This window comes from Calothrix sp. 336/3, assembly GCF_000734895.2.
GTDB lineage: Bacteria > Cyanobacteriota > Cyanobacteriia > Cyanobacteriales > Nostocaceae > 336-3.
Genome location: NZ_CP011382.1, coordinates 2215431 through 2238931 on the forward strand (window position 1 = coordinate 2215431; position 23501 = coordinate 2238931).

At 42.1% G+C, this 23501-nt stretch carries 20 protein-coding genes; 9 read left to right on the forward strand and 11 right to left on the reverse strand.

Annotation, left to right across the window (positions count from 1 at the left end; translation table 11 throughout):
* Positions 1-4 precede the first annotated feature (4 nt).
* From IJ00_RS09175 to IJ00_RS09195, 6 genes are all read left to right on the forward strand, one after another.
* The gene (locus tag IJ00_RS09175; protein ID WP_035152306.1) at positions 5-466 is read left to right on the forward strand and encodes a MarR family winged helix-turn-helix transcriptional regulator; all 462 of its coding nucleotides are present in this window, start codon (positions 5-7) and stop codon (positions 464-466) included.
* Positions 429-1709, forward strand: a complete 1281-nt coding sequence (locus tag IJ00_RS09180) for an MFS transporter (protein WP_035152307.1) — start codon at positions 429-431, stop codon at positions 1707-1709. The genes IJ00_RS09175 and IJ00_RS09180 overlap by 38 nt, the downstream gene beginning before the upstream one ends.
* Positions 1710-1772: 63 nt before the next feature.
* The gene (locus IJ00_RS29905; RefSeq protein WP_256388856.1) at positions 1773-1904 is read left to right on the forward strand and encodes a hypothetical protein; all 132 of its coding nucleotides are present in this window, start codon (positions 1773-1775) and stop codon (positions 1902-1904) included.
* Positions 1905-2049: 145 nt separating this feature from the next.
* Entirely contained in the window at positions 2050-3357 is a 1308-nt protein-coding gene (locus IJ00_RS09185) for a sulfatase-like hydrolase/transferase (RefSeq protein ID WP_035152309.1), read from the forward strand.
* A 213-nt stretch (positions 3358-3570) separates the two neighbouring features.
* The gene (locus IJ00_RS09190) at positions 3571-4743 is read left to right on the forward strand and encodes an RNA-guided endonuclease TnpB family protein (RefSeq protein ID WP_035152311.1); all 1173 of its coding nucleotides are present in this window, start codon (positions 3571-3573) and stop codon (positions 4741-4743) included.
* 261 nt (positions 4744-5004) lie between these two features.
* The gene (locus tag IJ00_RS09195) at positions 5005-6342 is read left to right on the forward strand and encodes an O-acetylhomoserine aminocarboxypropyltransferase/cysteine synthase family protein (protein WP_035152313.1); all 1338 of its coding nucleotides are present in this window, start codon (positions 5005-5007) and stop codon (positions 6340-6342) included.
* Positions 6343-6369: 27 nt separating this feature from the next.
* Here IJ00_RS09195 and IJ00_RS09200 read toward each other — a convergent pair whose 3' ends face one another.
* The gene (locus IJ00_RS09200) at positions 6370-6756 is read right to left on the reverse strand and encodes a four helix bundle protein (RefSeq protein WP_035158744.1); all 387 of its coding nucleotides are present in this window, start codon (positions 6754-6756) and stop codon (positions 6370-6372) included.
* 195 nt (positions 6757-6951) lie between these two features.
* Here IJ00_RS09200 and metX point away from each other — a divergent pair, with 195 nt between their 5' ends.
* Positions 6952-8022 (forward strand): homoserine O-acetyltransferase, encoded by a 1071-nt coding sequence (gene metX / locus IJ00_RS09205; RefSeq protein ID WP_035152316.1) that lies wholly within the window; start codon positions 6952-6954, stop codon positions 8020-8022.
* A gap of 90 nt (positions 8023-8112) precedes the next feature.
* On the opposite strand, the gene pyrF is transcribed toward metX, so the two are convergent.
* The 10 genes from pyrF to IJ00_RS09260 form a co-directional block, all read right to left on the reverse strand.
* Entirely contained in the window at positions 8113-9009 is an 897-nt protein-coding gene (pyrF, locus tag IJ00_RS09210; RefSeq protein WP_035152321.1) for an orotidine-5'-phosphate decarboxylase, read from the reverse strand.
* 208 nt (positions 9010-9217) lie between these two features.
* Positions 9218-9709 carry a phycocyanin subunit alpha gene (gene cpcA, locus IJ00_RS09215; RefSeq protein ID WP_035152324.1) on the reverse strand — a complete coding sequence of 164 codons (492 nt, stop codon included), beginning with the start codon at positions 9707-9709 and terminating at the stop codon, positions 9218-9220.
* A 114-nt stretch (positions 9710-9823) separates the two neighbouring features.
* Positions 9824-10345, reverse strand: coding sequence for a phycocyanin subunit beta (locus IJ00_RS09220; protein WP_035152326.1), 522 nt, complete (start codon positions 10343-10345; stop codon positions 9824-9826).
* Positions 10346-10903: 558 nt separating this feature from the next.
* A complete protein-coding gene (locus tag IJ00_RS09225) occupies positions 10904-11971 on the reverse strand; it encodes an NADH:flavin oxidoreductase/NADH oxidase (RefSeq protein ID WP_035152329.1) in 1068 nt (355 codons plus the stop codon).
* Between the two features lie 640 nt (positions 11972-12611).
* Positions 12612-13160, reverse strand: coding sequence for a DUF2808 domain-containing protein (locus IJ00_RS09235; protein ID WP_052754427.1), 549 nt, complete (start codon positions 13158-13160; stop codon positions 12612-12614).
* Between the two features lie 686 nt (positions 13161-13846).
* A complete protein-coding gene (locus tag IJ00_RS09240; protein ID WP_035152332.1) occupies positions 13847-14812 on the reverse strand; it encodes a D-2-hydroxyacid dehydrogenase in 966 nt (321 codons plus the stop codon).
* A 314-nt stretch (positions 14813-15126) separates the two neighbouring features.
* Entirely contained in the window at positions 15127-15900 is a 774-nt protein-coding gene (locus tag IJ00_RS09245) for an ATP-binding cassette domain-containing protein (RefSeq protein ID WP_035152335.1), read from the reverse strand.
* A gap of 59 nt (positions 15901-15959) precedes the next feature.
* The gene (ssuC, locus tag IJ00_RS09250) at positions 15960-16760 is read right to left on the reverse strand and encodes an aliphatic sulfonate ABC transporter permease SsuC (RefSeq protein WP_035152338.1); all 801 of its coding nucleotides are present in this window, start codon (positions 16758-16760) and stop codon (positions 15960-15962) included.
* Complete coding sequence (gene ssuD, locus IJ00_RS09255; RefSeq protein WP_035152341.1) at positions 16757-17914, reverse strand: FMNH2-dependent alkanesulfonate monooxygenase; 1158 nt, start codon at positions 17912-17914, stop codon at positions 16757-16759. The genes ssuC and ssuD overlap by 4 nt, the downstream gene beginning before the upstream one ends.
* A 315-nt stretch (positions 17915-18229) precedes the next feature.
* Positions 18230-19918, reverse strand: a complete 1689-nt coding sequence (locus IJ00_RS09260) for an iron uptake porin (RefSeq protein ID WP_035152343.1) — start codon at positions 19916-19918, stop codon at positions 18230-18232.
* Between the two features lie 1224 nt (positions 19919-21142).
* Here IJ00_RS09260 and IJ00_RS09265 point away from each other — a divergent pair.
* Positions 21143-22738 (forward strand): FAD-dependent oxidoreductase, encoded by a 1596-nt coding sequence (locus IJ00_RS09265; RefSeq protein WP_035158749.1) that lies wholly within the window; start codon positions 21143-21145, stop codon positions 22736-22738.
* 59 nt (positions 22739-22797) lie between these two features.
* Positions 22798-23127 carry a ferredoxin family protein gene (locus IJ00_RS09270; RefSeq protein WP_035152346.1) on the forward strand — a complete coding sequence of 110 codons (330 nt, stop codon included), beginning with the start codon at positions 22798-22800 and terminating at the stop codon, positions 23125-23127.
* Positions 23128-23501 lie beyond the last annotated feature (374 nt).

Sequence of the window (23501 nt, forward strand, 5' to 3'; positions counted from 1 at the left end):
GCCCATGAAATCGGATAAACCATCTCAAGAATGTGCCAATCGAGTAATGGACACCATTCCCTTGGTGATGCGGTTTATTCGAGCGGATATGCGGGAAAATAGCGCCACATCCTTATCTGTTCCCCAATTGCGATCGCTGGCATTTCTCAAACGCAATCCGGGAGCTTCCCTATCCGACCTTGCGGAGCATCTTGGTGTAACTTGTGCTACAGCATCCACAACCACCGAGCGATTAGTACAACGTAACTTTGTCCAACGCACAGATCATCCTCAAGAAAGGCGAAAAGTGGTTTTAAGTCTCACGGATGAAGGAAAACAACATTTAGAGGAAACTCAGGCACAAACTCGCACCCACATTACAGACTTATTAGATGGTTTGACGGCAAAGGAAATAGCACAAATTGAAAAAGGGTTAACTCTACTCAAAAATGTCTTTGAACGATCAGAAGTTAAAAAAGCTCCGTGAGGCTGAGGCTACACAACAAGATGCCTTTGCAGCCTTAAGATTTCGGGATTATCGATTATTTACCATCGGTCGCACCCTCCTATTTACGAGTTCGCAAATGCAAACTGTAGCACTGGGTTGGGAATTGTACGATCGCACGGGTTCGGCTTTGGTTTTGGGTGGGATTGGATTAGCACAGGTATTGCCAGCAATTTTACTAACTTTAGTTGCTGGTCATGTCGCAGATAAGTATCACCGTAAACCAATTATGCTGTTTGCGATGTTGATATTCGCGCTCTGCTCCTTGGGTTTAGCAATAATTTCCTATACTCGCGCTCCCAATGCAGTAGTTTTAATTTATACGATTCTGGTATTAACAGGTATTGCCAAAGCATTCCTCAAACCTGCTAGCGATGCCTTGATGTTTCAGTTAATACCAGTTGAAGTGTTTACCAACGCCGCAACTTGGAATAGTAGTAGCTTTCAGATTGCCTCTGTAGTGGGTCCCGCTTTAGGAGGATTCGCGATCGCAGTTCTCAAAGGTGCGACAGGTGTATATTTGCTGGCTGGATTTGCCGGATTCCTGTGTTTGATTTTAATGGCAACGATTTCCGAGCCAAAATTTACCCCTTCCAAAGAACCAATTTCCTTGAAAGCACTGGTTGCAGGGGCGACATTTGTTTGGAAAAACCAACTAATTTTAGCGGCAATTAGTTTAGATATGTTTGCCGTATTATTGGGGGGTGCGGTAGCTTTATTACCCATCTTTGCTAAGGATATTTTGCGGGTAGGACCCTTTGAATTAGGATGTTTGCAAGCTGCACCTTCCATCGGAGCTTTGATTATGGCGGTGAGTTTGGCATATTTGCCACCATTGCGTAAAGCTGGTAAAGCCCTGTTATGGTCGGTGATTGGCTTTGGAGTGGTGACAATTATATTTGGCTTGTCCCGGTGGTATTGGCTGTCATTGCTGATGCTGGCTTTGAGCGGTGCTTTAGATGCCATTAGCGTAGTTATTCGCCATACCTTGGTACAAATTCGCACTCCCGACAATTTACGCGGTCGCGTTGCGGCAATTAACAGTGTATTTATTAGCGCGTCGAACGAATTAGGGGGCTTTGAATCAGGTTTAGCTGCGGCATTTTTGGGTCCTGTGGTTGCCGTTGTCGGTGGGGGTATCGGCACAATTGTAGTTGCGATCGCGGCTGCTTATATCTGGCCAGAAATGCGGAAATTAGGGACTTTAGAAGAATATAAACAATAAACTACATAATACAAGCATTATTGTAATACACAGATATTTTGTCAACTTTTCCAAGCCTATTTCGTGATTGACTGGACAAAACCCTACGAATTTGTTGATACCGAACTTCTACAGCTTGAACCCGATGCAGAAATTGGTAAACGTCTAGTTGATAAGGTAGCAAAAGTGTACCTGCTTAATGGTGAGGAAGCATGAGTACCTACACACATTGAAATTCAAAGTCAAGCAACAACTTATCTACATTACAAGCACTTGCTTTATTTACTCTATATATGCGATACTCCACTTTATAGAAAAACTACTGTAAATCTATCAATTTATCGGGGTTTCCGACAAATATATGGTTTATACCAATCCTGCTATTTCCCAGCGTCCTAACGTGGTGTTCATTTTGGCTGATGATTTAGGCTGGGGAGACTTGAGTATTGACGGACAGCAAAACTATCAAACACCTCATTTAGATCGATTAGCTCGGGAAGGAGTGAGATTTAGTCAAGCTTATTCTTCCTCTCCTGTTTGCACACCGACACGAGTTGCTTTTTTTACAGGTCGCTATCCGGGAAGATTACCAATTGGCAATCAAGAACCTTTATTGGGGGTGCAGCAAATTGGGGACAAAGTGGGATTACCTCCAGAACATCCAACGATCGCTTCTCTGTTGAAAGCCAATGGTTATGAGACTGCTTTAGTTGGTAAATGGCATTGTGGCTATCTGCCGAAATATAGTCCTTTGCGGAGTGGTTTTGATGAATTTTTTGGTAATTTCAGTGGTGCGATCGATTATTTTCGTCATGTTGACACTAATGGAAAACCCGACCTGTGGGAAGCGGAAGTTCCTGTAGAACAAGCAGGATATATTACAGATATTTTTACCGATCGCGCTGTTGAGTTTATCAAACGCGATCGCAATCAGCCCTTTTACCTCAGCTTGCATCATACAGCACCCCATTGGCCCTGGGAAGGTCCCGATGATGTGGAATTGAGTAATGCTTTGATTGGTAAAGATGCTTTACCAAACTGGATAAATACGGGAACAGCAGAATCCTATGCAGCAGTGGTGAAGAGTTTAGATGATGGTGTTGGTAGAGTATTGCAGGCATTAGATGACGCAGGAATTGCAGATAATACCATAGTCATTTTTGCTAGTGATAATGGTGGTGAAAAGTTCTCCAACTTGGGTGAATTTAAGGGGAAAAAAGGCTATGTCTATGAAGGTGGAATCAGAGTTCCGACTTTTATTCGTTGGAATGGGGTAATTCCTCCTAATCAGGTTAGCAAGCAAGTAATAATTACCCACGACATTACCGCAACTATTCTAGCTGCAACACAGACAAATACTGACCCAAATTATCCCCTCGATGGAGAAAATTTACTTCCTGTAATTACAGGAGAAAAATCAATTGATCACCGAACTTTATTCTGGCGTTACAAGGGAATTGACACACCAGTTTTACCCCCAAAAGTGTTGCAAGGTGCGGTGCGAAGTGGAGATTGGAAGTATGTGAAAATTGGAGAGCAAGAATTTCTGTTTAATCTAGCGACTGATGATAAGGAAGAGATTGATTTGCAAGTCGAACATATTGATACATTTAAACTGCTGCGTGCAGGATATCAAAAATGGGATGCGGAATTAGAGCCTTATTTATAGGATTTTTGGATGGACTGGGGTGGGGAGACAGAGAAAAGAGATGTTTTTAAGTTGTTTGTAATTTGTTCAGCATGAAAGTTATTACCGAAAATCTGGGTTTAAAGCCCCGTCCTAGAAGGACGGCTTTTTATTCAGATGAAATGTCTGGGAAAGAATATTCTTCAAAGGAACGCTCGAACGTCTAATGCGACTAAATATACTATAATTGAGTCCATGAAAACGCTGAAGTTTAAGCTGTACAACCATAAACGCAATCGTTATCTCAAGCAGACCATTAATGCTGCTGGGATAATCTATAACCATTGCATTGCCCTACATCGACGCTACTACCGCAGATGGGGTAAACATTTGAGTTGTGCAAAACTTCAGTCTCATATAGCTAAACTACGCAACCGCAAACCTTTCTGGCAATCAGTGGGTTCTCAAGCGGTACAAGATATTTGTCAACGCATTGAAAAAGCCTACCAACTATTTTTTCAACGTCACAATAAGGGAGTCAAACCACCGGGATTTAAAAAAGTCAAAAAGTATAAATCATTCACTCTCAAACAAGCTGGGTATAAATTCTTAGGCGATAATCGGGTTAAAATCGCCAATAGAGTCTATCAATTTTGGAAATCGAGAGAAATTGAAGGAAAAGTTAAAACCCTAACTATCAAACGCACACCACTGGGAGAATTATTTTTAGTTGTGGTTGTAGATGATGGAAGTAAACAAGAAATCGGATCGACGACAGGTAAAATAGCGGGATTTGATTTTGGTTTAAAGACTTTTCTCTCATGTTCCGACGGTACGCAAGTTGAGTCACCCCAGTTTTTCAAGCAATCCTTAAATGCCATTACAAAAGCGAGTAGGCAGCATTCCAAGAAGTTAAAAGCGCAAACTTGCCGGGGAGATGCTCTCTCCGGCAAAGTTTGTAAGAAAGGGTCATCGAACCGAGAATCGGCAAGAAAAAATCTTGTACGCAGGTACGAAGATGTTTCTAACCGCAGACGCGATTGGTTTTGGAAATTAGCCCACCAACTGACTGATAAGTTTGATATTTTATGTTTTGAGACTTTGAATTTGAAAGGAATGCAGCGTCTTTGGGGAAGAAAAATATCTGACTTAGCATTTGGGGAATTTCTAGAAATTCTGGAATGGGTAGCGAAGAAAAAGAAAAAGTTGGTTGTATTTATCGACCAATGGTATCCATCAAGCAAAACTTGCAGCAATTGTGGGCATGTTTTGGAAAATTTGGATTTGTCGGTGCGAGAGTGGCGTTGTCCTTCCTGTCAAATTGTTAATGGCAGGGATGAAAATGCTGCAAAGAATATTGAAATGGTTGGGGCATCAACCATTAGGCTAGGCGATGTCAGACAGGCTATGCCTGCTATTGCTGTTTGAATCTAGAATCCCCGACCTTCAAGGTCGGTGAGTGTGTCAAGAGCGACATGGCTTTAAAATTGCTGGATTTTCAATTAATGAATTTAACGGTCAACCAAATGTGGAATATTACTGGACACCAGAAAATGCTGTTTCGCATTAAAATACTATAAACCGATAGATTTATTGTTGTTTAGTTTAATTTCATAAACTCATAGTCCATCAACCAGTATAGAATTTACCTTTTGTTTTCACCTCTTACTTATTATCAAATAACAGCCTATGTCGGAAAACTACCGCTTTGAAACTCTCCAAGTTCATGCCGGACAAGAACCCGCTCCGGGAACAAATGCTCGTGCTGTGCCAATTTATCAGACAAGTTCCTACGTATTTAATGATGCCGACCATGGAGCGCGGTTGTTTGCCCTACAAGAATTTGGCAATATTTATACCCGCATCATGAATCCGACAACAGATGTATTTGAAAAGCGGATTGCAGCCTTAGAGGGAGGTGTGGCAGCATTAGCAACTTCTAGCGGTCAAGCAGCGCAATTTTTAGCATTAAGTACGATCGCCCAAGCTGGAGATAATATTGTTTCCACGAGTTTTCTGTATGGGGGAACTTATAACCAGTTCAAAGTTTCACTGCCGCGTTTGGGCATCAATGTTAAGTTTGTTGATGGTGATGAACCGGAAGCTTTTAGACAGGCGATCGACGATCGCACAAAAGCACTGTATGTTGAAACCATTGGTAATCCCCAATTTAACATTCCAGATTTTGCGGCTCTAGGTCATATTGCTCACGAAAACGGCATTCCTTTAATAGTCGATAATACCTTTGGTGCGGGTGGATATCTAGCTCGACCGATTGAATATGGCGCAGATATTGTCGTAGAATCTGCAACTAAGTGGATTGGCGGACATGGTACATCAATTGGTGGTGTAATTGTCGATTCTGGTAAATTCGATTGGGGTAATGGGAAATTCCCTCTGTTTACCGAACCATCACCCGGTTATCACGGGCTAAATTTCCAAGAAGTATTTGGTGTTGGTAGTCAATTTGGGAACATAGCATTTATTATTCGTGCGCGTGTAGAAGGGTTACGGGATTTTGGAGCTACATTGAGTCCATTTAACGCTTTTCTGTTACTGCAAGGATTGGAAACTCTGTCACTGCGTGTAGAGCGTCACGCGAGTAATGCTTTAGAATTGGCTCGGTGGCTAGAGCAGCAACCCCAAGTCGCATGGGTAAATTATCCCGGACTTCCCAATCATCCCTATCATGAAAGGGCAAAAAAATATCTCCGTAATGGCTTTGGAGGAGTCCTCAACTTTGGTATCAAAGGTGGATTAGAAGCAGGGCGAGCTTTTATTAATCAGGTAAAATTGGCGAGTCATTTAGCAAATGTTGGTGATGCCAAAACTCTTGTCATTCATCCCGCTTCCACAACCCATCAGCAATTAAGTGATAGCGAACAGCTTTCTGCTGGTGTGACACCAGATTTGGTGCGAGTATCGGTAGGAATTGAGCATATTGATGATATTAAAGAGGATTTTGAGCAAGCATTTAGGGCAATGGGAGAGGGGGGACAAGGGGGAGAGGGGGGACAAGGGGGATAAGGGGGACAAGGGGGGACAGGGAGGAGATTATTTTTGTGTGAGAGTCCATTCTTCTGGGTGGTTTATCATATTAACTAAGCCTTTGAGGATGCGGCTGTAATTGCTATATAAGTCTCTAGCGACTGTTATGTCTAAATAGGAGCAACTCACGGCGAATTTAATCCAAACTTGAGTTTCTGCGGCTTCTGACTCACAATCGCTGAGCTTAGCAATAAAAGCTGCTCGATATCTGCGTTTTCTCCAAGCTTCTGCTAAGTTAGCACACACAGAACCCGAAGGGTCTGTTAAAGAATATTTTTCCTCGTTTGGAAAGCTACGTGACAATTCAAAAATTTTCATCGCAGCATCAAATGCCAACTGAAATATCGCCAAATCCTCATGACTTTTAAACGATTTAAATGATTGCTTATCCACCAACCTAACACCTCTCGCGATCACCCCCTACATTTTCTATTTCTATACTTCCCTTTTCTCCCAATTAAGTAACCAAAAAAATATTCTCCCCCTCCTTCTTATCTCCCCAATCTCCCCCCTCCCCCTTGTCCCCCATGTCTCCCCCTCCTTCTTATCTCCCCAATCTCCCCTCTCCCCTCGTCCCTTTTCCAAAATATGCTCTACTCAGACTTTATCTCACCACAAACCAAGTTTTTCCAGCTTCCCCAACCATTTCAACTGGAATCAGGAGAAGCATTGACTGAGGTTCGGGTTGCTTACCGCACTTGGGGACATTTAAATGCAGAAGGCAATAATGGGGTGTTAATTTGTCATGCTTTAACTGGTTCTGCTGATGCTGACGACTGGTGGGAACCTTTATTTGGTTTAGGAAAAGCTTTCGATCCTGATCGCGATTTTATTGTGTGTAGCAATATTTTGGGGAGTTGTTACGGTACAACTGGAGCAACTTCCATTAACCCAAATACAAGAATCCCTTATGGTGCATCCTTTCCGGAAATTACAATTCGGGATATGGTTCACCTGCAAGCAAAATTAGTGGAATACTTGGGAATTAAATCCCTACGGTTAGTAATTGGCGGTTCTTTGGGAGGAATGCAAGTATTGGAGTGGGCTGTACTGTATCCCGAAAAAGTACAAGCGATCGCACCCATTGCCGCACCGGGAAGACATTCGGCTTGGTGTATTGGCTTGAGTGAAGCTCAAAGACAGGCAATTTACGCCGATCCGAACTGGCAAGGAGGAAACTACAGCAGCGAGAAACCACCAACCCAAGGATTGGCAACAGCAAGGATGATGGCTATGATTACCTATCGTTCCTGGCAGAGTTTTAGCGATCGCTTTGGACGGCAACATGAGGCATCTGACGAGTTTGCGATCGCCAGTTATTTGCAATATCAAGGTCAAAAATTGGTGGAACGGTTCGATGCAAATACTTACATTTCCTTGACTCGCGCAATGGATAATCACGATATTAGCGGGGGAAAGCAAAACTATGAGTCGGTTTTGGCAAGTATCCAGCAACCCACTTTAGTTGTGGCTATTGATTCCGATATCCTCTATCCACCAGTAGAACAGCAAGAACTGGTAAGTTTAATACCTAATGCTCAATTGGCATGGTTAAAATCAACTCACGGTCATGATGGATTTTTAATCGATATGACTGCTTTGAATGAATTAGTGGTTTCTTTTCGGAAGGGTTTAGATTTAACTGACTCAGTATATTGACTTAAGTGTTGAAGTATTTTAACGACTAAGTTCACTTAAAAATAGTTCAATTTGTCCTGTGCTTGTAAACACTAGTATCTAATGTCTCCATCAAGCGATCGCCATTTGAACATTTTGAATAAACTCAATTGCTGCATTTCTAATTGCTTTCTGTCCTGTTAGCTGTGATGATTGATAAATGTGAGGATACATAATTGCTCGTGAACTACTGATAATTGCACCCAGACCATTCTGATTAAAGCAGGCTCGCACAGATGTATAATTTCCTGATTGTACTCCTAGCCCCGGCACTAAAAATATAGAATTTGGCAGTTGCTTTCGCAGTATTTCTGCGGCTTCAGGAAAGGTTGCACCAACTACAGCGCCAATACTACTATATCCATATTTACCAATATTTTTATCTGACCAAGGCAGAATCAAATCTGCGACAATTTCGTATAAATGACGACTGCCAACTAATTGATCTTGAATAATTGCGGCTCCTGGATTGGAAGTTTTAACGCAAACAAAGATACCTTTTGCTGATGCGATCGCTGCTTCAAAAAAAGGAATAAGACAATCTTCACCAAGATAGGGGACAACTGTCATCCCATCGATTTTGTGATTATTAGCTTCTCCTCCTAAATATGCTTCTGCGTAAGCTTCCGACGTGGAACCAATATCACCGCGTTTGGCATCTAACAACACCAAAAGACCACGCTGATGTGCGGCGAAAACGGTTCTTTCAAGTGCTTGAATGCCATATGAACCAAAAATTTCATAATAGGCTGATTGTAATTTAACTGCTGGTACAAGGTCATAAACAGCATCAATTACCTCTAAATTGTAAAGATAGAGCGCCTCTGCTTTGATTTGAATACTGCTGTTGTTAGAGATATCTTGCTCTTGGAGAAAATTTAAAGGTATATACTTCAATGCTGGATCGAGTCCGACAATACAAGGAGTACCCTTTTCTTGAATTTTTTCAATTAAACGGTCTGCAAACATGAAAATATTGCCTTGTATTGCTTCTATCCAATAAAAACAAGAAACTTGCGTAGTAAGCGAAGCAGTTAATTAGATATAGACAGCACAACAATTTTAGCTTGATATGCAGCCAGTATCTCAATAACTCCCCTCAGACTTACTACACAATAGACGCATTTGCAAAATTTGAAATTTAAATTAAAATCCACACAACATTAGGAGACAGCGACTAACTCAGAGCATTAATCACATAGTCAATGTAAGAATTGGCTTCAACGGCAGGATCGCCAGTCAAACCATGATTTGCCTTGATGTATTTGAGTGCTTCGATATACCAGCTAGGAGAAAGTTCAAAAGATTTGTTAATTTCTGCTAAACCTGCAATCAAATAGTCATCAATCGGACCAGTGCCACCTGCGACCAATGCATAAGTAATAATTCGTAGGTAGTAACCGATGTCACGAACGCACTTGGCTTTTCCCCGTTCGTCATGGGCAAAGCTAGGCTCTCTTAATTGAGTTGTGTAAGGATACTTTTGGTATACCGCGTTTGCTGCGGCTTCGGAAAGACTTTGGGCTTTCTTGGATAGGGTTTTCACCGCTTCGAGAGTAGCATTTGCTTGACGAAAGCGCCCAAATGCTACTTGGAATTCCGTGCTGCTCAAGAAACGACCTTGGGAGTCTGCACTAGCAACGGCTTCTGTTAAAGGTGTTTTTGACACAGGTTTCACTTCTCCTTTGTTGTTCTAGAAAGTTCCATTGAAAAGAAGGGTGTTATTTGTTCAGTCATAATAGTCAATCAGCAATAGCTAATGACAAAGACCAATCACTATTGATTAGCTGACTGCTGATGCGGCTCGATCAAAGTAACCAGCTACTTCAGCAAGTAGAGAATTGCAATCACCACGAGTAATACCATTGGGGTCACTAGCGATCGCAATCGATGCTTCTTTGAGCTTCTGAATTCCTACAGCAACGGATGCTCCTGGAGTTCCTAATGCAAGATAGGTTTCGCGCAGACCATTCAAAGCCCGATCATCGAGAATGCTGGCATCACCAGTGAAAATTGCATAGGTGACGTAGCGCAAAATGATTTCCAAGTCTCGCAAGCAAGCTGCCGCACGACGATTGGTATAAGCATTTCCACCCGGTGCAATCAACTGAGGCTGTTCCGCAAACAAAGAACGAGCTGCATTGGTGACGATGGTCGAAGCATTGCTGGAAATTCGGTTGACGATATCTATGCGTTTGTTACCATCTCTGACAAAGTTAAGCAGCGCATCCAACTGATTGTCGTTGAGGTATTCCCCTCTTGTGTCTGCTTGGAAAACAACTTTTGTGAATGCATCTAGTACCATTGTTTAAATCTCCTGTTTAAATCTTCTAAATGCTCGTCACTGTATTTGAGTCCCAATCGCTTGAGAATCGATCGAGTCTAATTGATTAATCGATTCAAACCATCGCACTCAAAATTCTCGGACTCGCGAATTGAACTGAAAACCGCAAGGTAAAAATAGCTAAATTCAAATTCAGGAAAATTTCTCCCACAACAATTGCATCGGATCGGCTTCGGCAAATCGGAACAAATCCTCGTGAAGTTATTGTTCAAGCTTTTTCCTATTTTTTTCGCTTGTTTTTTAGCTATTTAGAATCAAATACTACGATAACTTGAGCGATTTATCGTATTTTATGAAAATTAGTATCCCACAAGATAACCACAGACACAATCTTTAATTGTCATTTTTGTATTAATTTTTATTGCGTAATGAATGAAACGCTTGCTATGAAAGGAATCTATTGTTTTACGATAAATCTATCGACAAGCCGTATTTTATTCATTGAATACTTGATGAACAGAGAATCCAATTCCCCGACCAATGGCTTATGTCCTATTTATTAGGACTAATGAACGTCCCTCACAGCCAAGCTCGATCGTATTGAACTGGCCAGTGTTTGTCATATCCTAATTGTTTGGCTGCCAGATGTACCCAATAGGGATTTCTCAAGAATTCTCGCCCGATTAGCACCACATCCGCACTTCCGTTTTGAATAATTTCATCAGCTTGGGTCGCAGATGTAATTAAACCAACACCACCTGTCAAAATATTTACTGCATAGCGAATGCGATCGCTGAATTCAATCTGATAGTTAGGTTGGATGGGTATATTCACCCCCGGTATAATTCCTCCCGACGAACAATCAATCAAATCCACTCCATAGGACTTCAATTTGTCACTTAGAGCAATACTTTGTTCAATATTCCAACCATTTTCCGCCCAATCAGTAGCGGAAATACGAACCCAGAGCGTATGTTGTTCTGGTATCACTGCTCGCACTCCCCGTACAACTTCAGTCACGATCCGAATTCGGTTTTCAAAGTTACCTCCGTATTCATCTTCTCGTTGGTTTGTGAGTGGTGAAAGAAATTGGTGTAATAAATAGCCGTGGGCTGCATGAATTTCAATTACCTTAAAGCCAGCGGCTACAGAATGCTTTGCCCCTTTGATAAAAGCATCTATGATTTCATGGATACCTGGGATTGTTAGGGCTTCAGGGATGGGATATTCGGGCGCAAATGGAATTGGACTACTAGAAACAATTGATCGCCAACCTTCCTGGGATTCATCGATGGGTTTCCCTCCCCGAATGGGCTTAGAAATACTAGCCTTTCTACCTGCATGGGCAAGTTGAATTCCAGCCACAGCTCCATATTTTTCGATTGACGAGACTATTTTTGCCAAACCTTCGATATGTGCATCGTCCCAAATTCCCAAATCCTGGGGACTAATCCGTCCGCGAGGTTCTACTGCTGCTGCTTCAGTGAAGACTAAACCCGCACCACCAACTGCACGGGAAACCAAATGAATAAAATGCCATTCGTTTGCGTATCCATCCGTGCTGGAATACTGGCACATAGGAGAAACTGCAACTCGATTGCGAAAGATGACTTCGCGTATTTGCAGTGGTTCAAATAGATGTGGCATTTGTAATTCCTACCTCCGATATCGGAATTAATATTCTTTTGTGTTTTGCCAATTCGCTCCTAAACTATCCAGATTTAGTCGAAATTTATATATTTCTAATTTTCAATACCAACTTTTTCATCAGTATTCTGATGGATGATTGGTAAATTTTATTTTCTTGCTTCCGGCTCTGAATTAGTTTTTGTCGCTCTTGCACCGATAATTCCCAATGGTCTGGTAATTTTGTTGATTGCCATAAAGACCAATATTCCTCGTATAAAAGTTCACGTTCAAATGGTGGCAAACACATATATTTAGCTCGCTAATTTTGGCTTGGAACTGGTCTGAAACTAGCTTGAAATTGCTTTTAAAGAATTAGCTATTCGATCACGATCGCCCTTGAACCACAAAGCTAATACCTTGGATAGATGGCAGTGTTACATACTAATCTACAATCAAATCTACGATAAATCAATCGATAAACTGTATTTTAAGAAAACTAACTATGGGATCGCCATAAAAAGCCGCAAAAAGCAAGGCTGTACTTGTTCCAAAATTTTCCCGCTCGAATTGCAAGAAGTATGGTTAAGTACAGCCAAGTCGTGGTGATTAAAGAAAAGTGAATACAGTGGCGTTCAGTCACCTATTCCCTTGAAATTAGCTAATTTTGAGACATATTAGGTGCATAAAACTGCAATCGACCAAAACCGAGAAATTCACCTGTGGTTTGTTCGGGGGGGAAAGCAGTTACACCAAATAGGTAAATACCACCAGCCATCGGATTTTTGTAAGGACGCAAACCAATCGTTACCGTGCTACCCGGTGCGATCGCGCGATCAAAACTTACCGTCAGGGTTCGTTCTTTTGTCACCGTGACAGCCAATTTCTTGCCTTGATTTTTGCTAGTTCCTTCCCAAGCGATGGTGTTTTGGTGATCAAATTCGATGGTGTCCACACCTGCGGTTTGGTTAAAAGTCAGCTTTTGCAATGGTTGTTTTGCACCTGTTGGAATCTCAACAGTGAAGTAATAGGTTGCTCCCCAAATACTGGTGTCGGTGTAGGGTGTGGTGGCACTGACAAGTTTTGGTGATTGGACAAAGGTAGCATTTGTGTCAGTGGAAGTACTGGCATTGGCGGCTACATAAGGTAACAAAGACAGCAGGAAAGCGGTGGCAAATGAGCCACTGAATAAGCGATTGTAGTTTTTCATCTTTCTCGACTCGTTCTCTATAGGTAAAAAGGAAAATTCTAGGTTGTAGATATCAGGAAAAATATGTTTGCTGCCGCAAAAGGTATAGCTCGACAGAAAATTGAATATTTCTCTAGTTTCTACTACTTAGATTTTTCTCAGTTTGTGTTGGGATTCTAACACAATCAATTATTAGTTTCGAGAAAAATAAATAACTAAGCTTTCCCTATAAATGTCATCGGATTACAGGGGTTTTAAATAATATTTGTACGCATTTTCGGTAGGAATAATGTGTTTTTATCCTTACTGTAATCCCTTTTTTGTCACTCTGGGAAAAGAAAAATCAAAGTCAAAATTTAAACTCTAGATAGAATATGCATTTGAGCGTTTATTTTCTAACACAATGGCTGAAATTATGGTTTTTTAATAAAAGCCTTATGCTGTAAGCATTTCAGACTATTCTCTCCCGAAAGTGACAAATGAGGGGTAATACCATTTCACGAAAAATCTGATACAGATGTAAATGCTGAAAGCTTTGCTGCATCTAAGTTTTTTAATTGCGAATTGCGAATTGCGAATTGTGAATTGGTATAAGGCAGTTTCACGATAATTTCAAATATTTATATCAAAAAAAATACCCCAATCCATGAAGAATTAGGGTTGCGTTTGCGTGCATATTATCTTACAAATAAAATCAAAAATAACAATTAATAAGCAGCTTGCTTGTCAACAACATTTATTAAAGGTAATCCCTCTTGATAGCGATGTAAATTATCTAAAAATAAAGCGATAATTCGTTCTTTGGAATAGGGTGAAAGGGCAGAAGTATGGGGTGTAATCAATAAATTTGGTAATGACCATAGGGGACTTTGAGAAGGTAAGGGTTCGGTTGCCACCGTATCTAATGCAGCACCAGCAATCCAACCCTCATTCAATGCAGTTGTTAATGCCGATTCATCGACGATCGCCCCACGGGCAATATTAATCAGGTAAGCATGAGGTGGGAGCGATCGCAAAACCCTTGTATCGATTAAACCCTTTGTTTCGGGAGTCAAAGGAGTGGCAACAACAAGAAAATCAACTCCAGGTAGTAATTCGTACCATCCATCGCTACCCAATCCATTACTACCGACGATGCGATCGAAATTTGGTAATGGTTCGGGATGACGACGACTACCCCAAACCCTCATTCCGAAGGCTTTAGCACGGGATGCGATCGCTCTACCAATACTTCCCGTACCCAGAATCAGTATAGTTGAATTTGCTAGCTCTATAGCGCGTAGAGGCTTTTGCCAGGTGTGCTGGTGGTGGAAAGTATGTAATTGCGGTAAATTTTTGGCATGGTTGAGGATAAAAGCTAGAACAAATTCGGAGATGGGGATAGCATGAATCCCCGCACCATTGGTAAGAGTAATATCCCGTTGTAGAAAAGTAGGAGTGAGGATGTGATTCACCCCTGCACTTGGAGTTTGTTGCCAGCGTAATTTGGGTGCGGTATCAAGAACTTTGTGCAAAGTTGTCGGTTGGAGTCTGAAACCATTGAGGTAGATTTCCGCATCACTCCCATCACCATCAAAATTACCATCGCGATCGACTACTACACTGGAAATGTCAGACGGTAACTTTGGTTTAATTTCATCGGCGATCTCGAACGGTAAAATAATTTTTGTCACCTTTAAATTACTCCTCGACGTAATTTTTGGGAGTACACCCTGACTAAAATCAGGTATGAGTCAAATAGCGTAGCACCACAATATCAAGATGGGTGTTGCATTCCTAATGTTTGGATATTTGAAATTAAGATTGTGAATTTAATAATTGACAATCTTCCTGGTGCAGCAGAGAGAAATTTGTTGCAGGGGTTCCCCCCGTTGTAGCAACTGTGGAATAAGAAACAGGCAAAACTTCGGTGTGAGTGCTGAGTCGAACACCGCCTGTATTACAGAATAAATGCCAATTATTTAGGTTGGACTATTTGACTATTAAATTACGGTTTCATGTATTGAAATTGTTTCTCATAGAAGACATCTTCGCGACGTAAAACTCGTTCTAAAACCCGTTCGCGAATTTCCACGAATTTGGGATTACCCCTGTCTCTAGGACGAGGTAAATCAACTTTTTCATCAAGAACAATTCTCCCAGATTCTATTAATACAACCCTATCTCCTAAAACTACAGCTTCTTCCACATCGTGGGTGACTAAAAGAGCCGTAAATGTTTGTTCCTGCCATAAGGTTTCAATTAGATTGTGCATTTCAATCCGGGTTAAAGCATCTAATGCTCCCAAAGGTTCATCTAATAATAATAATCGAGGCTCGCTGACTAAAGCTCTGGCTAAGGCTACTCGCTGTCTCTGTCCTCCAGAAAGCACCGAAGGCCAATCATTTTCCCTACCTTTGAGTCCAACTTCTGATAATGCCCAGAATGCTTTTTCGCGCCAATTATCACCTTTTAAACCCAAACCGACATTGTTTAATACATATTTCCATTCCAACAAACGGGAATCTTGAAACATGACTCTAACTGAATCTTTGAGTTGATGTTGGGGTTTATCGTCGAGTAATATTCCGCCATCGGTGGGAGTTTCCAAACCAGCGATTAAACGAAGTAAAGTACTTTTTCCACAACCACTTCGCCCCACAATGGCGATAAATTCTCCGGATTTAGCTTCTAAATTTAACGAGTGTAAAACAGTATTGCCACCGAAAGTTTTCGTTAAATCCCAGACTTTTAATTCCGTACCTTGTGCTTTCTGACTCACAGAATCATCCTCCTAAATGATTAATAGTTAAAGACTATGACTAACTCTCCGTAATGAAATTAAACACGTCGATAATTGGGATTCCACGCGAGAAATTTTCTTTCTAAAGCCCTAGCAGAAATATCGGCTAATTTACCCAATAATGCGTACAGAATCAGGCACAATACAACCACATCAGTTTGCATAAACTCGCGGGCATTTGTCGCCATATAACCGATACCCGAATCTGCGGCAATTGTTTCCGCTACAATTAATGTCAGCCACATAATCCCCAGAGCAAAACGCAATCCTACCAATATGGAAGATAGGGCACCAGGAATGATAATTTGAGTCAATAATTCCCTAGAAGTTAATCCGTATACTTGACCCATTTCAATTAATCCCCTATCGATATTGCGAATTCCATAAAATGTATTGATATACATTGGGAAAAATACACCTAAAGATGTGAGAAATAATCGAGCCACATCTCCAATTCCAAACCACAAAATCACCAAGGGAATTAACGCCAAATTGGGAATATTGCGAATCATTTGTACGGAAGTATCGAATAGGGTTTCTGCCCAGGGGAAAATACCGTTGATAAATCCCAAGGCTAAACCAATACTTCCCCCCACCAACAAGCCCGCGATCGCTCGAGCTGCACTAATTCCGATATTGTGGAATAGTTCGCCGGAAAGCGCTAAATTAAAAGCAGTAATTACCACTTGACTAGGTGCTGGTAAAATCCTAGTGGCAATAATTCCCACTCGTGATAATAATTCCCAAATGATTAACAAGCCAATGGGTACGAGCCAAGGCAGGAACTGTCTGACTATTTTGTTGTTGAATAATTGGTCAGTGAATGATTTATTACTCATGAGGCACTTACAGGATTTGTTTGTGTTTGTTTTACTAGATTCTTGTTGGCAATGAATTCAGCAAATGGACTAACAAGCTCCTCTCCCACAGATGTTGGTTGATTATCTAAAGGCAGACGTGGAAACAGCAATTCTGCAAATCGATAGGCTTCTTCTAGGTGGGGATACCCCGATAACACGAAAGTATCTATTCCCAACTCTTGGTATTCCAACATTCTTGCGGCAACGGTATCTGCATCCCCCACCAGCGCGGTTCCCGCACCACCCCGAACTAATCCAATTCCTGCCCAGAGATTGGGGCTAATTTCTAGGGTGTCTCGACTGCTCCCATGCAACTGGCTCATCCGTCGCTGTCCTTCCGAGTCGGAAGCGGCTAGGCTTTTTTGGGCTTGGGCGATCGCTTCTGCATCGACATATTGAATCAATTCATTGGCTGCATCCCAAGCTTGGCTTTCCTTAGGACGGACAATTACGTGCAGACGAATACCAAACCTAACTGTTCTTCCCTGTGCTTCGGCAAGTTGACGCACCTCGTTAATTTTTTCGGCAACCTGAGATGGAGGTTCTCCCCAAGTTAGATACACATCGATATGTTTGGCAGCTACCTGTTTGGCGATCGCAGACGAACCACCGAACCACAAAGGTGGATAGGGTTTTTGCAGGGGTGGAAATAAAATTTCACCTCCTTTGATATTCAGGTAATCTCCTTCAAAATCCACATTTTTACCCCCCATCAGATTCCGCCAAACTGTGAGAAATTCATCGGTTAATTTATAGCGATCGTCGTGATTCAAATGCAATCCATCCCCAGCCAACTCCACCGGATCGCCCCCGGTAACGACGTTAATTAACAGTCTGCCATTCGATAACCTGTCAAAAGTAGCAGCCATTCTTGCTGCCACACCAGGGGAAGTAATTCCCGGACGAATTGCTACCAAAAATTTCATCCGCTTGGTGACTGATATCAAGGAAGAAGCCGCAATCCAAGCATCCTCACAAAAACGCCCTGTAGGTAATAACGCACCCGTATAACCCAAATTGTCCACAGCTTGAGCCACTTGTTGCAAATACTCAGCAGTGATGGTGCGTCCACCTGTAGTTGTACCGAGATAACGACCGTCGCGAGTTGTAGGAATAAACCAAAGAACTTGCATAGATACTACCAAAATGATTATCGAATCACGGACTAAATACTAAATACCGATAGATTTACCGTAGAATTGTAGCTTAGATTGGGCATCAAACAAAGTTGGTGAAACAAATTTTACTGAATTTTCGATTGTGGGAAGAGAGGGGGATGAGGGTGACAAAGGGGACAAGGGGGACGAGGGGGACAAGGGAGAAATATCCTTCTAATAAACCTTGACAGTGTAATAGTGGTTTGTGCCCTTAATTATGAGGGGTTGTTTGTTAGTCCTATTTATAGAACTTCAGCTATGAGTCGCTTAATTTGATTCCCCGACGGGTGTTTAGAAAGTAAAGGTTGTGCGGAGCGCTCCAACCCAAATCGGAGAATTATTGCTATTGTGTTCGGGGTTGGTGATAAAAAACAAGTTAGGGGTGACGCTGATATTACTATTGAGTTTGAAGGTATAGAAAGCTTCCAGGTGTAGGGAAGTATCTTTGTTTTCGCGAATGGGAGACCTGGGTGTAGAGCGGTAGTTACTCTCGGTAACTTTTGGTGGTACACCGATGACAAAGCCACCGATATTACCTTTTTTGAATAGGTCTGGTAGACCGATAGTTAAAGCGCCATGGGCGATGGTTGCTTCGCTATCACCACCACTGAGTTGATGGGCTTTGGTGTAGCCGACCCAACCACCAAGGTGTAATCGAGAACTCGTCTTCCAGTTGAATTGAAAACCAAAATTGTCAGATGCGGTGGCTTTTTGCTCGAAGGGATTTCTCGCAAAGGTGCTACCTGTACCACCAGTTAAGTTGAATCCGGTAGCATTGCCAAAATATTTACGCGCGTAGGTTAAACCTAAATCCAACTGCTTGCTAGGTGAAAGAGTCAGTTGAGCAATTAGCAAATTATTGCCATTGAAAAGACCTTTACCTGCTTCTGGGCTTTTTGCTAGGGTATTATCGGCGATCGCACCCGCATTTAATTGCAATTGGGGACTGAATTTGTGGGCAAATGCGATACCCGTACCTTCAAAACCAGGTCGATAAACTGTGTGGTTAAATGACGAAAATCTTGACACTGCACCGCTCGCTCCACCAACTAACGGGTTGAGGGTAGGCAGAAAAACTGCTGGTTGCAGAGCTTTAGCACCAACCCAAACAGTGGTGTTTTTGCCAACAGGAAAACGATAATATAATCGAACCAATCCTAAAGAACCATCCGAGCTACCCGTTCCTTCGGTAGCAAAGCGGGTCATGTGGGTACCCGTATTGGATGCGGTATTGGGAATCGTCGATGATTGCAAACCAGTGGTTAATTGGTCTTTCCCCGTAAAGCTGGTTTGCAGGTTCAAGTCAACGCGATAAGACGCAAATGTTTGGGTATCGTCCTTGGTATCATCCGCAGAAGTATTATTAGCGCGATCGCCAAAGGTATCGGCAATTAAAAATGTGGCAGTACCCTGAAGTTTGGTCGTTGTCGAAAACTGATTTGCTTCTATTTGTGCAGTTCTTGCCTCTAATTTATCGACTCGACCACGCAATGCTTGCAGTTCATCCGCAAAATCTGCTTGTAGCTTTTGCAGGGTTGCTATATCTGTTTGCTTAACTGTGTCTTCTGTGGCATTGAAAACGATTTCATTCACCCTATCGAGGGTTGCATTCAACCCTGCTGCAAACTCATAACGAGTCAGAGGGCGATTTCCTTGAAAAGTACCATCTGGTAGCCCCGTAATTACTCCGTAACGTTCAATTAACGATTGGAGCGCTTGAAATGCCCAGTCTGTAGGTCTAACATCCGATAACTGAGATACAGATGTGATCTGCCCTTTTACAGGATCGGACTGGGTAATTTCTTCTGTTGTAGGTGTTTTTGATTCTGTTTGAGCGATTCTTTGAACTAAGACTGTTGATTGTAGTTCCGATTCAGTCGTTTTTGGCGCTTCAGTAGCATTTGCAATGGTAGAGCAAACCACAATTCCACTAAAAACTGCTGGGATCGCTAGCCAATAATTCCACAAAATTTTAGACATGGGTGTTTCTCACACAAACTAATGAAGGTTTTAAATGGTCGTGTATCCGTGTGAAAGAAGCTTTAACTGAAGAGCAAACATTTAAAGTTTCTTGCCCAATGGCACATAAAACCAGTACTGCTAGCACCCTTGAAAAACGTATTTAAACACATCTATTTAATTAATCAAATGAACTTATTCAAAACATCAACCAAGCCCGTTCGCACACAAAGCTTGTCAGTATATATACTTTCTTCGCCAATTTGTAGGGTATTTTTACATTCCCCTATTGCAACCACGCGATCGCTGCGAAATACCTAAAACTGAAAAACCTTTGAGAAAAATTTCCTGCAAACTAGTGAAAGGCTCTACTGTCTCAACTAAATCCACAGAAATTTTTCATTTGTGTCTCAAACCTCTTGTTCGGATGTTCGAGATAGCACTGTCAAGATAATTAATCTGCTGTCTTTTACCTCAGACAGATTTTTTCTTGTAAAGTACGTAAAATCGACTGACTTGCCGTTGTTTTGTCTCTAACAATGCATATTGCCATACCCCAATAAAAAAGGCAAGTGATGATTATTACACTTTCTTGACAAAGTTAATTCTCTATTTATATAGAGAAATATATAGTTATACTCAGCCTGTAATTCTGCCACTAAAAGTTTTGTGCAGACTGCAATTTCTGATTTTTTGTGCTGATTTCACCGCAAGTCCGCCTCTTAAACCACCTCAAGCTGGCGCTCATTTGTAAACAATTTTATAAGGTACTTGATTTTTGCGACGAATCATGAAAAGCTTATATCTACACATTAAACTACGGTATATCAATCAATTTATAGTGGATTGGTGGTAGAGATTCTAATCCACGATCAATTGGGTATTGATGTTACTGGGGTGATACATACAAAAATTTGAAGATACACTACACGGTACGCAGCATTGTAAATACCTCGTGCGCCGATGTAGCTTTTCCTTAAGTTTTATACGATGAGTTTTTGCGTGATGGTACAGATATTGCCATTACCCTAACCCTAAAATCATCGTTGTGAATGCCTTCACCACAGAAGTAAACGTGCTTTTCATTAAGATTATGTTTGGATAAGTGGATGTTTGGCAGAAGTGAAAAAGCGTAGAAATCATGCTAGCAAAGGTTTCAGAGGTTTCAGAATTTATAATTCAAAGTTCATAGTTCAAAATTTGTAGTTGGAAATTGAAAAAATTATCGGTGGGAGAGAATTAGGGATGTATGGGAATTTGATAGGCAATTTTGACTTAGATTTGGAAACTGATGTCCTGGTTATTGGTGGTGGTCCGGCAGGTACTTGGGCAGCTTGGAGTGCTGCTAATAGTGGTGCAAAAGTTGTGTTGGTGGATAAAGGTTATTGTGGTACAAGCGGATGCGCTGCGGCATCGGGGAATGGAGTTTGGTACGTGCCACCATCAAGCCAAGAGCGGGAATCAGCAATGGCAAGTCGGGAATCCTTGGGAGGTTTTTTAGCCAATCGCAATTGGATGGAGCGGGTTCTCGATGTAACCTACACCAACGTCAATCAGCTGGGAGAGTGGGGTTATCCTTTTCCGAAGGATGAAACAGGAAAACCTCAGCGACGTAGTTTGCAAGGACCAGAATATATGCGTCTGATGCGGAAGCAGATTCGGCGCTCAGGGGTAGAAATTTTAGACCACAGTCCCGCATTGGAACTGTTAGTAGATATGGACGGAGCAGTTGCAGGAGCGAGGGGAATCAACCGTCAAACTGGCAATACATGGCAAGTGAAATCCCACGCAGTCATTATTGCTACTGGTGGTTGTGCCTTCTTGAGTAAAGCCCTGGGCTGCAACGTCCTGACAGGGGATGGATACCTAATGGCAGCAGAAGCAGGTGCTGAAATGTCGGGAATGGAATTTTCCAACGCTTACGGCATCTCTCCTGCCTTTTCTTCTGTCACCAAAGGTTTAATGTATAGCTGGGCGACCTTTACCTACGAAGATGGTACACCAATTCCAGGGGCGAGTTCACGGGGACGGTCGGCGATCGCCAAAACATTATTAGCAAACCAGCCAGTTTACGCGATTTTGGACAAAGCTGCGGAAGAAATGCGCTCGTCGATGCGTTTAGCCCAGCCTAATTTCTTCTTGCCTTTTGACCGTGCGGGGATCGATCCGTTTACCCAGCATTTTCCAATTACCCTACGCTTGGAAGGAACAGTACGCGGTACAGGTGGGATTCGGATTGTAGATGAAACCTGTGCAACTTCCGTACCCGGACTCTATGCGGCTGGAGATGCAGCCACCAGAGAATTAATTTGCGGTGGTTTTACGGGTGGTGGTAGTCACAATGCAGCTTGGGCAATTTCCTCCGGTTATTGGTCGGGGGAAGCAGCAGCCAAATACTCTACTGGTATTAAATCTCCATCTCCAGGCGATCGCGGCAAATTAACGGCTGTGGGTGGAACCGGGTTGAAGTCGAAAAAATTCCAATCTCCCAGCTTGTTGATCGACGAAGCGATTCGAGCAGTACAGAACGAGGTTTTCCCCTACGATCGTAATTATTTCCGCACTGAGCAGGGTTTATCCAAGTCCTTGGTATCGCTGCAAAGTCTGTGGGATGAAATCTCCAACAGTCAGGTAGAGCCAACTCAAGTTTTGCGATCGCGGGAAGTTGCAGCTATGGTTGCGACTGCACGGTGGATGTACAGCAGTGCATTAGCAAGAACGGAAACTCGCGGAATGCACAAACATCTCGACTATCCCGAACAGGATACTAGCCAACACCATTATTTAATTAGCGGCGGACTCGATCGCGTTTGGGTGAAGCCTCAAGCTTTGGCTGCGTAGCGTCAGGGTAATTTCAGAATAAATTCAACAATCATAAAAATCACCAAGGGGGAAAGAAAGTGATCGAGTTGGTCAGCGAGTCGCGGTGTATAAAATGTAATCTCTGCGTAAGCGTATGTCCGACAAATGTCTTTGATGCCTTACCCGATGCACTTCCTGCGATCGCCAGACAGAGCGATTGTCAAACCTGTTTTATGTGCGAATTGTATTGTCCGGTTGATGCATTGTACGTTGCACCGGAAAGCGATGTGGCGATCGCAGTTAACGAAACCGATTTAACACAAAAGGGTTTATTAGGTAGCTATCGCGAAAATTTGGGTTGGGGTTATAAGCGTGCATCCACAGCAGAAAAAGACGAAACTTTTAAATTATTCAAGCGAATGCCATAGTAGTTCATGTCATTAAGATGGGTTATGAAACTCACCTATCAGATAATCAAATTCCCTGACTAATAGCTGAAGTCCTATAAATAGGACTAATAAACAGCCCCTCATACATTAACGAAACCACTAGTACCGTTAGGCGGAATTCAAAATATGTTCTGCGGACACTCCACGCGCTAGTAAAGCTCCTCCGCAAGAGGCACAAAATAATATAGGATAAGCGTTCTGTTGATTTTGTAAACGCAAAGCGTCTTCCCGTAGGGCATGATTGCTTTATTTTCATCGTGCTGTACTAGTAGTCTATTCTATTGTGAATTGATAGTTATAGCTTCATGATTCAATCAATGAGAATAGTGTCAAAAAAGACGGCAATAAATACT

Bases quoted from the DNA above. Each gene is read 5' to 3' on its own strand.
- IJ00_RS09175 (WP_035152306.1), top strand. From the start codon at position 5: ATGAAATCGGATAAACCATCTCAAGAATGTGCCAATCGAGTAATGGAC.
- IJ00_RS09180 (WP_035152307.1), top strand. From the start codon at position 429: ATGTCTTTGAACGATCAGAAGTTAAAAAAGCTCCGTGAGGCTGAGGCT.
- IJ00_RS09185 (WP_035152309.1), top strand. From the start codon at position 2,050: ATGGTTTATACCAATCCTGCTATTTCCCAGCGTCCTAACGTGGTGTTC.
- IJ00_RS09190 (WP_035152311.1), top strand. From the start codon at position 3,571: ATGAAAACGCTGAAGTTTAAGCTGTACAACCATAAACGCAATCGTTAT.
- IJ00_RS09195 (WP_035152313.1), top strand. From the start codon at position 5,005: ATGTCGGAAAACTACCGCTTTGAAACTCTCCAAGTTCATGCCGGACAA.
- metX (WP_035152316.1), top strand. From the start codon at position 6,952: ATGCTCTACTCAGACTTTATCTCACCACAAACCAAGTTTTTCCAGCTT.
- pyrF (WP_035152321.1), bottom strand. From the start codon at position 9,009: ATGTTTGCAGACCGTTTAATTGAAAAAATTCAAGAAAAGGGTACTCCT.
- IJ00_RS09220 (WP_035152326.1), bottom strand. From the start codon at position 10,345: ATGGTACTAGATGCATTCACAAAAGTTGTTTTCCAAGCAGACACAAGA.
- IJ00_RS09225 (WP_035152329.1), bottom strand. From the start codon at position 11,971: ATGCCACATCTATTTGAACCACTGCAAATACGCGAAGTCATCTTTCGC.
- IJ00_RS09235 (WP_052754427.1), bottom strand. From the start codon at position 13,160: ATGAAAAACTACAATCGCTTATTCAGTGGCTCATTTGCCACCGCTTTC.
- ssuC (WP_035152338.1), bottom strand. From the start codon at position 16,760: ATGAGTAATAAATCATTCACTGACCAATTATTCAACAACAAAATAGTC.
- ssuD (WP_035152341.1), bottom strand. From the start codon at position 17,914: ATGCAAGTTCTTTGGTTTATTCCTACAACTCGCGACGGTCGTTATCTC.
- IJ00_RS09260 (WP_035152343.1), bottom strand. From the start codon at position 19,918: ATGTCTAAAATTTTGTGGAATTATTGGCTAGCGATCCCAGCAGTTTTT.
- IJ00_RS09265 (WP_035158749.1), top strand. From the start codon at position 21,143: ATGTATGGGAATTTGATAGGCAATTTTGACTTAGATTTGGAAACTGAT.